The 12,662-nt window shown below is 59.2% G+C and carries 9 protein-coding genes; 6 read left to right on the top strand and 3 right to left on the bottom strand.

The window, feature by feature from the left end; translation table 11 throughout:
- Window positions 1-45 precede the first annotated feature (45 nt).
- A complete protein-coding gene (gene map / locus Q0106_RS08920) occupies window positions 46-873 on the bottom strand; it encodes a type I methionyl aminopeptidase (RefSeq protein ID WP_152157729.1) in 828 nt (275 codons plus the stop codon).
- Between the two features lie 419 nt (window positions 874-1,292).
- On the opposite strand from map, the gene Q0106_RS08915 reads away from it, so the two are divergent.
- The 5 genes from Q0106_RS08915 (at window position 1,293) to frr (ending at window position 5,592) form a co-directional block, all read left to right on the top strand.
- Window positions 1,293-1,706: a NirD/YgiW/YdeI family stress tolerance protein gene (locus Q0106_RS08915; protein ID WP_297611775.1), complete on the top strand. Its 414-nt coding sequence runs from the start codon at window positions 1,293-1,295 to the stop codon at window positions 1,704-1,706.
- Window positions 1,707-1,964: 258 nt separating this feature from the next.
- On the top strand, window positions 1,965-2,732 hold the full coding sequence (rpsB, locus tag Q0106_RS08910) for a 30S ribosomal protein S2 (RefSeq protein WP_297611774.1): 768 nt from the start codon (window positions 1,965-1,967) through the stop codon (window positions 2,730-2,732).
- 174 nt (window positions 2,733-2,906) lie between these two features.
- Complete coding sequence (gene tsf / locus Q0106_RS08905; protein WP_152157732.1) at window positions 2,907-3,794, top strand: translation elongation factor Ts; 888 nt, start codon at window positions 2,907-2,909, stop codon at window positions 3,792-3,794.
- Window positions 3,795-4,135: 341 nt separating this feature from the next.
- Window positions 4,136-4,867, top strand: coding sequence for a UMP kinase (gene pyrH / locus Q0106_RS08900; protein WP_139688851.1), 732 nt, complete (start codon window positions 4,136-4,138; stop codon window positions 4,865-4,867).
- A gap of 164 nt (window positions 4,868-5,031) precedes the next feature.
- Window positions 5,032-5,592: a ribosome recycling factor gene (gene frr / locus Q0106_RS08895; protein ID WP_297611771.1), complete on the top strand. Its 561-nt coding sequence runs from the start codon at window positions 5,032-5,034 to the stop codon at window positions 5,590-5,592.
- A 182-nt stretch (window positions 5,593-5,774) separates the two neighbouring features.
- Here frr and Q0106_RS08890 read toward each other — a convergent pair whose 3' ends face one another.
- Entirely contained in the window at window positions 5,775-9,842 is a 4,068-nt protein-coding gene (locus Q0106_RS08890; RefSeq protein WP_297611768.1) for a DEAD/DEAH box helicase, read from the bottom strand.
- Between the two features lie 192 nt (window positions 9,843-10,034).
- Between Q0106_RS08890 and uppS the strand changes: the two genes are divergently transcribed.
- The gene (gene uppS, locus Q0106_RS08885) at window positions 10,035-10,745 is read left to right on the top strand and encodes a polyprenyl diphosphate synthase (protein WP_297611765.1); all 711 of its coding nucleotides are present in this window, start codon (window positions 10,035-10,037) and stop codon (window positions 10,743-10,745) included.
- A gap of 2 nt (window positions 10,746-10,747) precedes the next feature.
- Here uppS and Q0106_RS08880 read toward each other — a convergent pair whose 3' ends face one another.
- Entirely contained in the window at window positions 10,748-12,541 is a 1,794-nt protein-coding gene (locus tag Q0106_RS08880; protein ID WP_297611762.1) for a hypothetical protein, read from the bottom strand.
- Window positions 12,542-12,662: the final 121 nt, after the last annotated feature.

Here is a 12,662-nt window from a genome sequence, read left to right as displayed (position 1 = left end):
GCGGACGGACCGCCTTTTCAAAGACTAAAGGGTGAGGGAGAGCGCTCAGAGGTTCTCGGGAAGCTTCCAGCCCTTCACGAAGGCGGGAGGCGCCTGCGTGCCCTTGCTCACCGTGAGGACGTCGTAGCCGGTTTCCGTCACAAGCACCATGTGCTCCCACTGGGCGGAAAGCGAATGGTCCTTCGTAACCACCGTCCAGCCGTCGCCGAGCATGGTGACGCCGTAGCGGCCGGCATTCACCATGGGCTCGACCGTGAAGACCATGCCGGGCTCGAAGACGGGCGTCTGATGATGAACAGGGAAGTGATTGACGTGAGGCTCTTCATGGAAGCCCTTCCCGATCCCGTGGCCGCCGTAGTCGCGCACGACGGAGATGCCGTTCTGGTCCGCATAGCGCTGGCAGGCAACGCCGATGTCGTTGAAGCACCCGCCCGGGCGCACGGCGTCGATGCCCGCCCACATCGTGTTGAAGGCGAGGTCGACCAGGCGCTTGCCGGCAATGGTGGGCTTCCCGACGATGAACATTCTCGAGGTGTCGCCGTGGTAGCCGTTCTTGATGCTCGTCACGTCGATGTTGACGATGTCGCCCGACTTGAGGATCTTCTTGTCGCTCGGGATGCCGTGGCAGACGACGTGATTGATCGAAATGCAGGTCGTCGCCGGATAGGGCGTCATTCCGGGAGGCGTGTAGCCGAGGCACGCCGGAATGCACTTCTGCACGTTCACGGTGTAGTCGTATGCGAGGCGGTCAAGTTCTCCGGTGGAGACGCCGGGCTTCACGAACGGCGTGAGATAGTCGAGGAGCTCGGCCGCAAGACGGCCGGCAATGCGGAGTCCCGCAATGTCCTCGGGCGTTTTGATGGAAATCGCCATGATGTCTGCTGGTAATGGAAAGTCTGAGGAAATGAAATCCGGCCCGGGAGAAAACGCAGAGGCATTTCGACGCCCCCGCTCAAGAAGCTTCTCCGGAGCGCAGGCGCGGGGGAAAAGCGGGAGCGCTCTCCTGCGCCTGAAAGGTGCCCCACATTCTAATGAGGTGACGCGGCCCGGGGTCCGGAAGTCCTCGGTAAACGCGTGCGGCGGAAACCTGCTGCAACGATATGTTTCTAAGGATTCGCTAACGAAGGACTAACGATTCGCTAATCTGCGCGTCCTAAAGTTGTAAACATCAGGGGGCGCCGCAGCGCTTCCCGACCGGAAGCAGCAGGAGGGAAAGAAGTTCCCGCCTGATGAAATCCGGCAGTTTCAAATAAAAAGGCTCCCCCATGAACGGGAGCCGGGAGAGAAAAATCATGACCCGCCGCACCAATCTTCGCCTTGCCGCTCTTGCTTCGATCGCCGCTCTGGCTTTTGCCGCCGCTCCTGCCGTCCAGGCTGCCGGCCCCACGGGCTTTGACGCTCCGGCTTCGGCTGAAGCCCGCGCCCCGCAGGGCTTCGGCAACAACAAGGTCACAACCGTTCAGTGGGTGCTTGAAAAGGGCGCCGATGATCAGATTGTCGTTCTGCGCGGCAAGTTCACGCAGCACCTGAGGGGCGACAAGTACGAATTCGAGGATGAGGCCGGCACCGCCATCACCGCCGAACTTGATCACGACCGCGACTGGTCGATGGTGAAGAAGGACGCTCCGATGGAAATCCGCGCCGAAATCGACCGCGACTGGAACCGCACGAAGCTCGACGTCCGCTCCGCGAAGCCCCTGAACTAATCAAAGCGCTTCGAACGGAGACGAAATCGAAAAAAGATCCGTTTTCCGGTTGAAATCAAATTCGCGCGCACGTAAAATGCGCGCCTTGTTCCGGCCTCGGGATTTTCTCTCCTGAGGCCGGAACTATTCCGCCCGGTGTCCATGGTCGGCCCGGGTATGTACATTGCGCGCGGTCTGCGCCCGAGGTGCCTTTGATTCCGAGAAGAAGAATTGGTTCCTGCAGGCCGTGTCAGACTGACAAAACCTTGGAGAAATCAAATGGTCAGCATGCGTGAAATGCTCGAAGCGGGTTGCCACTTCGGTCATCAGACCCGTTTCTGGAACCCGAAGATGGCTCAGTACATCTTCGGCTCCCGCAACAAGATTCACATCATCAACCTCGAAAAGACGGTTGTGATGTTTGATGAAGCCTGCAAGTTCGCCCGTCAGCTCGCGAGCCAGGGCGGCCGCATCCTCTTCGTCGACACGAAGCGCGGCGGTCGCGAAATCATCGCTCAGGAAGCTCAGCGCGCCGGCTGCAGCTGGGTCGACCAGCGCTGGCTCGGCGGCACGCTCACGAACTTCAAGACGGTTCGCGGCACCATCAAGCGCCTCAAGGAAATGGAAGAGCAGCTCGAGGACGGCACCGCCGCCAAGCTGACGAAGAAGGAAGCCCTCGACTTCCAGCGCTCCGTTGAGAAGCTCAACAAGTCGATCGGCGGCATCAAGGACCTCACGGGCCTTCCCGATGCTCTCTTCATCGTCGACGTGGGCTACCACAAGATCGCCGTTCAGGAAGCCAACAAGCTCGGCATCCCCGTCATCGGCGTTGTGGATACGAACTGCTCGCCCGAAGGCATCGACTATGTCATTCCGGGCAACGATGACTCCTCGAAGGCTGTTCAGATCTACGCCGCCGGCATCGCCGACGCCGTGATCGCCGGCCGCGCCGACAGCGCCGTCTCCGCCGAGGAAGCCCCGGCTGAGGAAGAGTTCATCGAAGTGGCTGCCGCTGAGGAAGCCCCGGAAGCGACCCCCGCTGCCTAATTGACGGCTTTTGATGGCCAGGCCCCGCCGGATGCGACGGGAGGGCCTCTCTGAGAGAGGCGCGTATCCCGTCGGCATCTGACCGGCTCACAAAGGAAATGGGGCTCATTTCGGGCCCCATTTTCTTTTAGAATCCATACCGATTTTTTGTTCCTCTGATTGGAGTTAGTGAACATGGCTGCTATTTCCGCCGCCCAGGTTAAGGAGCTGCGTCTCAAGACCGACGCCCCGATGATGGAGTGCAAGAAGGCGCTCACCGAAGCCGAAGGCGATATGGCCAAGGCTGAGGAGATCCTGCGCGTCAAGCTCGGCAACAAGGCGAGCAAGGCTGCTGCCCGCATCGCCGCCGAAGGCGTCGTCGTCGTCTACGTCTCGCATGACCGCAAGCTCGGCGCGATCCTCGAAGTCAACTCCGAAACCGACTTCGTCGCGAAGAACCCGGAATTCCTCAAGATGGCTCACGACAGCGTCAAGCTCGTCGCTGAGAAGAACCCCGCCACGGTCGAAGAGCTCCTCGCTCTCCCGCTCGACGGCACCACCGTTGACGGCGTCCGCACGGGCCTCGTCGGCAAGATCGGCGAAAACATGACCTTCCGCCGCTTCCAGCGCATCGAAGCGAAGGGCGAACTTTCGCACTACGTCCACGGCAGCCGCATCGGCGTCATCGTCGACTTGGTCGGCGGCGACCATGAGCTCGCTCACGACATCGCCATGCACATTGCCGCCTCGAAGCCGAAGGCCATCGACGAGACGGGCATCGATCATGCCCTCATCGAGTCCGAACGCCGCATCGCCATCGAGAAGGCCCGCGAAGCCGGCAAGCCCGAGCAGATGCTCGAGCGCATCGCCGAAGGCTCCGTGAAGAAGTTCCTGAAGGAAGTCACGCTCGTCAACCAGCCGTTCGTCAAGGACGACAAGAAGACGATCAATGATCTTCTCAAGGCCGCCAAGGCTGAAGTCGCCACCTACGTTCTCTACGTTGTGGGCGAAGGCCTCGAAAAGAAGAGCAACGACTTTGCTGCTGAAGTGGCCGCCCAGGCCGCTGCCGCCAAGCAGGCGTAACTGCTTCTTTGAGGCTGAAGGAGACTTTCTCTGAAGAGCTCTGAGGAGCTTTCTGATTCCGGCAGTGCATGCACGGGCATTTTCGGAAAATGAAGCGCTTCTCCTGAAGCTTCCCTCCGGGAAACTCTCCTCCAATCGAAAGGGACGCTGCCTTCCTTGCACGAAGGGGCGTCCTTTCCTTTTGCGCGTTCGCAGCGGGTGCGAGCGGAAGCAAAAAGTTCTAAGCAATATTCCTCAGCCGCGTATAATTTCGCCCCGAGCCAGAACTTGGCAGACGGGCACGGTCCCTGAAGCCTGATGCCGGCAATCTTCCCAACAGTCATGCATTGAGGAGTTGATCGATGGACAACGCAGCGCAGGGTAAGCCCGTTTACAAACGAATTCTTCTGAAGCTTTCGGGCGAAGCCCTCATGGGCGATGATGCTTTCGGCATCAACCGTCAGGTGCTTCAGCACATGATTGAAGAAATCCGCTCCGTCCTTGATCTGGGCGTGCAGATCGGCATCGTCGTGGGCGGCGGCAACATCTTCCGCGGCGTTGCGCTCGGCGCCACCGGCATGGACCGCGCCACGGGCGACTACATGGGCATGCTCGCCACGGTGATGAACGCCATGGCTCTTCAGGACTGCTGCCGCAACAACGGCATCGAGGCGCGCGTGCAGTCGGCGCTTCATATTGAACAGGTCGCCGAACCCTACATCCGCGGAAAGGCCCTGCGCCATCTGCGCCTGGGCCGCGTCGTGATCTTTGCGGCCGGCACCGGCAACCCCTTCATGACGACCGATACCACTGCTGCGCTTCGCGGCGCGGAAGTGGGCGCCGACATCGTCCTCAAGGCGACGAAGGTCGACGGCATCTACACGGCCGACCCCAAGAAGGATCCGACTGCCACGATGTATGACGAAATCACCTTCGACCATGCGCTTCGCACCAACCTCAAGGTGATGGACGCCACCGCCTTCGCGCTCTGCCGCGAGCAGGGGCTCCCGATCAAGGTCTTCAACATCAACAAGAAGGGGGCGCTGCGCCGCGTCGTCCTCGGCGAAAAGGAAGGCACGCTCGTTCATAGCTGAGGCCGACCTTTGATAAAATAACAAATTGCGCATGGGCCGGAGGGTTCGCTTTCCGGCCCATGTTCGTACCGAATTCAGTGATTCAAAAGTTTCCGCTCTGGATGCGCCTTGAGCCTTCACCAAGGTTCGGCGCCTTAAGCGGAAATGCTCCAAGGAGATTTTTTATGACCGCTCAGGAAGTTATCCAGCAGACCGAGCACAAGATGGGCGTCACCGTCGAGAAGCTTCGCGAAGACTTCACGCGCATCCGCACGGGTCGTGCCAGCACGGGCCTGCTCGACAAGATCAAGGTCGACTACTACGGCTGCCCGACCCCGATCAACCAGGTTGCTCAGGTGGGCGTCGGCGACGCGCACACGCTTACCGTCCAGCCCTGGGAAAAGAACATGGTGAAGGTCGTCGAGAAGGCGATCCGCGACTCCGACCTCGGCCTCAACCCGGCTACCTCGGGCGACGTCATCCGCGTGCCGCTCCCCCCGCTCACCGAAGAGCGCCGCCGCGAACTCTCGAAGATCGTGAAGGGCTTCGGCGAAGACGCCAAGGTTGCCGTGCGCAACCTCCGCCGCGACGCCAACGGCCAGATCGAACGCCTCGAGAAGGATAAGGAAATCTCCGAGGACGATCAGCGCCGCTTCGAGACGGACATTCAGAAGCTCACGGACCGCTACGTCGCCGAAATCGACAAGGTGATCACGGAGAAGGAAAAGGAAATCATGACGGTCTAAAGACCTTCTGAATTCCATTTCAAAGAAAAGCCCGCAGTCTGCTTTTTCTGAGCAGTGCGGGCTTTTTGCTGTGTTTGAGCTTCCCGAAGCCGGAAGGAGCGATTTCTCAGCTTCCCGGGAGGAGTCAGGAGGACCTGCCGCATCCCGGGTGAACCGCTGGGGGAAGCTTGAGTCTCTCCGCCTCAATCCTCCGCGAGGAGCCTGAGGATTTCGTCTCTCGAGAGGCGGTTCGACATGTCGGAGCCTTCGAGAAGCGCGTCCGCCAAAGACTTCTTCGTTTCATGGAGCCGGATGATCTTCTCCTCGATCGTGTTCTCGGCGATCAGGCGGTAGATCGTCACCGGATTCTCCTGCCCGATGCGGTAGGCACGGTCCGAGGCCTGGCTTTCGATCGCCGGATTCCACCAGGGGTCGAGAATCGCAACGTAGTCGGCGGCAGTGAGGTTGAGGCCCGTGCCGCCCGCCTTAAGGCTGATGAGGAAGAGCGGCATTTCTCCCTTCTGGAAGGCGTCGACCAACTTCTGGCGCTGGCCCGCGGGCGTTGCGCCGTCGAGATAGAGGTACTTGATCTTCTTCTTGTCGAGTTCCTTCCTGAGGATCGCGAGGTAGGACGTGAACTGGCTGAAGACGAGCGCCCGGTGGCCGCCTTCGATGAGCGTATCGGCGAGCTTCAGGAACGCATTGATCTTCGAGGACTCGAGCTTCAACTTCGGATTCACGAGTTCGGCCGCGCACGCCGCCTGACGAAGCTTCATGAGTTCTGCAAGGGCTTCAATCGGATTGATTTCGCCCGTCTCGAGGCGCTGCGAGGCCGTTTCGCGCAGGCTCTCATAGAGCGTGCGTTCGGCTTCGGAGAGTTCGACCCGGAGCGTAACCTCGGTCTTTTCGGGGAGTTCGTCAAGCACCTCGGCCTTCGTGCGGCGAAGGATGAAGGGCGAAATCAGGCGCTTCAGAAGCCTCTGGCAGTTGCGGTCCTTGTTGCGCTCGATCGGAATGATGAAGCGCTCCGCGAAGCTCTGGCTGCTCCCGAGAAGGCCGGGGTTGGCGAACTCGAAGAGATTCCAGATTTCGCCGAGGTTGTTCTGAAGGGGCGTGCCGGTAAGAAGAACGCGGGCAGCGGATTTGAGCTGCATGGCGGCCTTCGACATCTTGGTGTCCCGGTTCTTGATGTTGTGCGCTTCATCGAGCACCACGGTCGTCCATTCGCGGCCGCTCAAGGCTTCAATCTCGGCGGAAAGAATGCCGTAGGTCGTGAGGACGACGTCGCCCGCTTCCGCCTCGTCGACGAGCTTTTTGCGGTCTTCGGCCTGCTGAAGCATCTTGACGCTGAGACTAGGCGCGAAGCGCTGGAGTTCGTCGCTCCAGTTGAAGAGAACGGCCGCAGGCATCACGACGAGCTGAGGACCATCCTTGGCGCGGGAGAGAAGGAGCGCAATTGCCTGAATGGTTTTGCCCAAGCCCATGTCGTCGGCGAGAAGCGCGCCCGCGCCCCAGCTGATGAGGCGCGAGAGCCATTCAAACCCTTCCTGCTGATAGGGGCGAAGCTCGGTGCGAAGACCCGCAGGGATTTCGGGCGTGAAGTGCTCTGCCTCGCGGATGCGGCTGCAGAGCGACCGGAAGGCTTCGTCGGAATCGATTTCAATCCCTTCCTCGCCGAGCTTTTCAATGGAGTCGGCATTGAAGGCGGAAATCCGGAGTTCGCCCTTCTTTTGAGACGTAACGAGACTCTCGATATGCTCGAGCTCCTTTTTGAGGCTTTCCGTGAGGGCAACGTATTCGTCGTCGCCCAAGCGTATAAAGCGGCCTTCGGATTCCCTGAGGCGCTCAAGGAGCTCATTGACGGTGAGGACCGTTTTTTCGTCGATCTGAACCTTGCCTTCAAGCTCGAACCAGCTTCCCATGCTCCGAAGCGAGAGCTTCAGGTTCGAGGGGAAGATCTGCGGGCGGGAGACGCGGAATTTGACGCCCTCGGGCCACTCAAGGAGCGCCGTATCCGGATGGGTGCGGAGCACCTCGAGCATCTCGAGCGTTTCAGCGGCCGGAAGCTCCCAGGAGAATTCACTGTCTCTCAGTTCCTCGAGCCGCGAGAGCGCGGAGAGGAGCTCATCAAAGTTTTTACGCTCCTTCTTCAGGTCGCGCGCGACCTGAACCGTTTTGGTGCCGATCCGGGTGGCGATGAAGGAAAGTCCTTCGCCCGGCGAGCAGGCAAGCGGGTTCTCCGCGACCGGATGCACGAGCGCGGTGACGTGGTGCGTGCCCGCTCCGAAGGGTTCGAGGCGGAAGGTGATTCTTGCGTCGCCCGACTGCTTCTCAAGGTGCTTGGAGTCCTTGAGGAGGTCCGACATAACAGGGGTTCGGGCCGAAAGCTTTTCGAGGTAGTGCGTGAGCTTTTCCCGTGCCGCGAGCGGGAAGTTGATGCCGCGCACGGCTTTCAAAAGCTCGCGTTCATTGTCTGTCGGCCGGGTGACGATGATCAGGCTGCTGCTCGCTCTCGTAAGGCTGATCTTGTCCTCTTCAGGATCAAATTCAGGACTGAGATTGTTGGTGAAAGAGTAGGTGTCGTTATTGCGCAGAACCGAAATTTCGAGCGGTCTCTTCTCCACGTCGATCGGTTCAAGCGTTTTCGCGTCGATGACATTCTGAGAGCCGACAAGCTCCATCAGCGCTTCAGGGACGTTGAGGACGTGCATGCCTCTCGTCCAATACATGCTTTCCAGGTGAACTGCATTGGCGACGCGCTGCGCTTCATCGGAGAGCTTCGGCGCGCGCTCGACGAAAGTGGAAAGCTTCATGACCGTGCCCTTGAGCCAGGTCCGGGTCGTCGCCTTGAATTTCTGCGAGCGGATGGTGATTTCCCAGCCGGGCTTTTCGGTGTCGACGGCGTATGCAATGCGTTCTGTCGGGAGCTGACCTTCAGTGTAGTCCTGACCGCTGCCGCCGGAGATGCCCGGGCGCGCGATCAGACGGTCGAGCACCAGATCCCATTCCGGACGGATGACGTAATGGGGAAGAAACTGCTTGATTCCGTACTTGCGGGCAATGCTTTCGGCTTCCTCGTTCCTGCCGGTGAGACGCTGGAATTCGAAATCGAGCATCGGCAGAAAGCTCATCCATTTCCTGGCGTTCTCGCCCACAAAGTCGATTTTTTCAAGGAGTCCGAAATTGAGCGCCGTGATTGCAAAGGGAACGGCAATTTGAGGGTTGAGCTGTTCAATGGCCTCACCGGGAAGGGATTCCATGAAAGCTTCCCGGAAGCTCGCGGCAGCCTTCCTGGCATCTCTGCCGCAGCCGAGGAGGGCAATCAGAATCGCCGGCTTCAGATAAACATTTTCGGCGACTTTTTTGACTTCCATCATTCGCTCGAGCTTCCGAACGGATGCGGGGTTTGCGCGATCGCGATAGAGCGCAATGGCATAGAGCCAGGCTTCAAACCAGGTTTCAAAGTGGACCTGGTGGAGGCGCGAGAGAGCGATTCTCATGCAGGAGACGGCATTGGAGGGCTCTTCGTCGTCCATGATGGAGGCTGCCGCGCTCACGATCATGTACCACGGGGACTCGCAGTTCATTTTCTTAAGCAGCTCGTGCGGCTTCCCGCTGCAGAGGAAATCAGCGTAGTAATGGCGCCAGTCGCGGTATTCAGCGGCTGCTTCCTTGGAGAGATGCCGCATCAGATAGTCTCTGAATTTGTCGCTGGTAACGTCGAAGCCGCGGACATCCGCGGTATCCTGCGCAACGCGGAGTGCCGCGCGGGCGATGATCTTCGCAGGAAGCGCTTCGACGAAGGGCTTCCAGTGGTCATAGTCGAGGAGCTGAACCATGAAGGCGGCTTCCATGGAAGCCCATGTCTTGATTTCATCCTCACTGAACGTTTCGCTGAGGGGCGCCGGGAGGCGTCCGGTCTGGATGAAGTTGACCGCGGCCTTCATGACGGTGATGTGCATTCTGACATCCCTGTCGAGGCGAACCTTTTCCAGCTTATTGAAGACGGCGTCAAATGTTTTGCGCGACACGAGCCGCGTCATCATGTTGATCCCGCCAGGCGTCACAAAGAGTATCTCGTACGAACCCCAGTAGCCCTCCTTGGGCTGTCTGATCCATCCCTTCCCGGCAAACTCGCTGATGGCGTCGGTGAACTCCTTTACAGGTAGCTTTCGATTTGAAGCATATGATTTGACGTCTGAAGCAGAAGGAAGCGTGTAGGTGCTGAGCGCGTAAGCAATGGCTTCAGACTGGATTTGAGGAATGGACATGCTGGGAAAGGCCGAGGGAAAAGTTTGAAAATCTAAGGCGCTTAAGTTTAGTCGGGGAAAAAGCGGCAAGAGGTTTGAAAAAGCATTTTCGCGGGAACGGCAAATGCATGGATCCGCTTGCAATCCGTCACAAGCGGGGCGCGGCGCCTTTGCTAGACTTTCTGCCGCTTCAAACTTTTCAGTGCACCCATCATGGCCGACCTTCCTCATCTGCCCGGACACATTGCGATCATCATGGACGGCAACGGCCGCTGGGCGAGATCGCGGTTTCTGCCGCGTGCGGAAGGCCATCGCCAGGGGGTGCTCGCGCTCGAGCGCGTGGTGGAGGCGTCGGTGCGCCTCGGCATCCGGGCGCTTACCGTTTTTGCCTTTTCGAGCGAAAACTGGCGCCGCCCAGCGGCGGAAGTCGCCGCCCTCATGAAGATCTTCGCGACGGCCCTTGCCCGCTGGGAAGAGCCGCTCCTGAAGGCGGGCGTCAGCATCCGCATCATCGGGGACCGGAGGGCTTTCTCGGAAGACCTTCAGCGCGCGATCGACCATGCCGAGAAGACCACTGCCCCGGGGAGCCGCATGCATCTCAATATTGCAGCCAATTACGGCGGCCGCTGGGATGCGCTTCAGGCCGCGCAGGCCGCTGCCGCTGCGGGCGACCTCACGCTCGAAGGCATTGAAAAGCGGCTTTCCGCGCATGACGACGGCGAGGTGGATCTTTTGATCCGCACCGGCGGGGAAAGGCGCATTTCGAATTTCCTCCTCTGGCAGGCAGCCTATGCCGAGCTCTACTTCACGGATACGCTGTGGCCCGACTTCGATGCGGCAGCGCTCGACGACGCGCTCAACTGGTACATCGGGCGCGAGCGTCGCTTCGGGATGACGAGCGAGCAGCTGCGCGAAATCGGGTGAAGCTAACCCGAAGATTCCTCAGTACTGAGAAAGGGTTCAAGGACGGCATCAATGGCGGAGAGCCAGAAGTCAACGCTGCGTATGTTGTCCCCCGTGTGGCGCAATACCCAGTCTTCAGTGGACATGCTTCCGCTTTCGAGCCACATTTCTTCGATATTGAGATTGCAGGCGCTTTTTCCATAAGTGAGGAACTCGCGCGCGAGTTTGGCCGCAATGAGAAAGCCGAATGTGTACTGCCAATCGTAGAAGATCGGCTTCATGCGGTAAAAGTGCTGCTTGTAGGCCCAGAGGTAGCGGTCGGTTTCGGCTGTTGTATTCCCGTAGTAGTGCCGCCAGGCATCATCAGAAAGCTGATTGAGTCGACTGACAGGCAAAACCGCTTCACTACGCTCCCGAAGGATGGAGAGCAGAAGACGATGCCGAGCGGGGAGCGTGAGAAGCAGGTTTCCGATGCGGGTGAGCGCCTGCCAGCGGACAGATACCCTCTCGATGGGGGAGACTGCTTCTGTCAGAAGATGATGCGTGAAGATGGCCTCATAAAAGCTGCCGGCTATTTCGGTTACGGAAAGCGGGAAGAAGCGGCTTGCCGAAGGGGCCCGATGCATGAGCGATCGATGTCGCGCCACGCCGAACAAATGCGAGAGCGCAAGTGAGCCTGCAAGCGTCGGACGATAGTTGGCGAGAATGCGGACCTCATCGAGAGCTGGAAGATCATCGCACCAGGTGCCGCCCGAATTCTGCGGAAGAGGACGGCAGTCAATCTGTCTGCGGCTGTGAAGCGATTCGAGGAATGGTATGAATCCTTTATCGATCGATTCCAAAGCGCGGATTAAATCGGTGAGCGTGCGGGCATAAGGCCGCCCTTCGGCATAGAAGCTTTCCGGAGCGGGAGCTAGGATATTGGAGACCCGCATCGGGCCTTTGCCGATTCGGTTCTGCCGGATTTCTACAGTCTGCCGCAGGCGTCCGAGACGCATTTCAATGGCATCAAACATGGCGCGATAGCTTTGCAGACTGACGCGTTCAGAACGTGTTGCGCGCTCCAGCAGGTCTGCGCCGGCTGCCTTCAGAACGGTTATGCGGAATCCCGTAATGGCATTCAGCAGGTCGGCGATGGCGGACCCATGGGACGCAAGCCAGGCATTCATGGCATTGAATGTGGTGCGCCTCAATTCGGGATCGTCGGAGGTTTTCATGACGGCTATGCTTGAACCGAAGCCCTGCGTTCGCGTCTCCCCAGACTGAGTCCGGACTTCCAGCGTCATGGGACTCATGAGATGAGTGAAAAGGTTTGAGAGCGGGCTGAGCACGGCGGTTTCGAGTTCTGCCGTGTAGCTGCCGAGTGCAGACGGCAGACCATCTGCGAGCGAGGGCTCTGAGTCAAAAATGCGCTTCCAGATCTTCAGCTCCGGCGTGCGCGCAAAAACAGGCTCATTACCTTCCAGATTCCGGATCACCTGAAAGGACGGCTCGGCATAGTTTCTGATTTCGACCAGAATTCCGAGGACTTCAGCTCGGGCGGCGCCGGTGTCCGTCGCTGTGGGTGATAGTCCTGCATGAGCACGGCAAAGGGTGAGGAGCGACGTCCCAAGATCGTAGGCTCTGCCGTAGAGACGAAGGATTTCGTTAGCAGCGTCGGGCGTCAGCTCACCCTGATTTTTCGGGATGGCCGCCGCCATGGCCTTTTTGACCATGCAGAGGCTTGAGAGAAGAGCCTCAAAGCTTTCTGACCGAACGGATGAAGTGGAGGCATGCGGCCATTGCGGAAGCTTCTGGGAAGCGAGGATTGAATGCATCGCAGGAAAGTCTTTCTCACTGACGGGAGCAATTCCTGAAGAAAGTAGGGGTTTGTTCTTGGTAATCATGGTGTTAACCCGAATAACAACTGAATCCTGAGCAGCTAAGGGAACGTTCGGC

The organism is uncultured Sutterella sp. (genome assembly GCF_937923675.1).
Lineage (GTDB): Bacteria > Pseudomonadota > Gammaproteobacteria > Burkholderiales > Burkholderiaceae_F > Sutterella.
Note: the sequence above shows the minus strand (reverse complement) of the source record. Positions and strands in the feature narration are given on the sequence as shown.

What these genes read in the sequence shown, in the direction of transcription:
- map (WP_152157729.1), bottom strand. Translation starts at nt 873, where the DNA reads ATGGCGATTTCCATCAAAACGCCCGAGGACATTGCGGGACTCCGCATT.
- Q0106_RS08915 (WP_297611775.1), top strand. Translation starts at nt 1,293, where the DNA reads ATGACCCGCCGCACCAATCTTCGCCTTGCCGCTCTTGCTTCGATCGCC.
- rpsB (WP_297611774.1), top strand. Translation starts at nt 1,965, where the DNA reads ATGGTCAGCATGCGTGAAATGCTCGAAGCGGGTTGCCACTTCGGTCAT.
- tsf (WP_152157732.1), top strand. Translation starts at nt 2,907, where the DNA reads ATGGCTGCTATTTCCGCCGCCCAGGTTAAGGAGCTGCGTCTCAAGACC.
- pyrH (WP_139688851.1), top strand. Translation starts at nt 4,136, where the DNA reads ATGGACAACGCAGCGCAGGGTAAGCCCGTTTACAAACGAATTCTTCTG.
- frr (WP_297611771.1), top strand. Translation starts at nt 5,032, where the DNA reads ATGACCGCTCAGGAAGTTATCCAGCAGACCGAGCACAAGATGGGCGTC.
- Q0106_RS08890 (WP_297611768.1), bottom strand. Translation starts at nt 9,842, where the DNA reads ATGTCCATTCCTCAAATCCAGTCTGAAGCCATTGCTTACGCGCTCAGC.
- uppS (WP_297611765.1), top strand. Translation starts at nt 10,035, where the DNA reads ATGGCCGACCTTCCTCATCTGCCCGGACACATTGCGATCATCATGGAC.
- Q0106_RS08880 (WP_297611762.1), bottom strand. Translation starts at nt 12,541, where the DNA reads ATGCATTCAATCCTCGCTTCCCAGAAGCTTCCGCAATGGCCGCATGCC.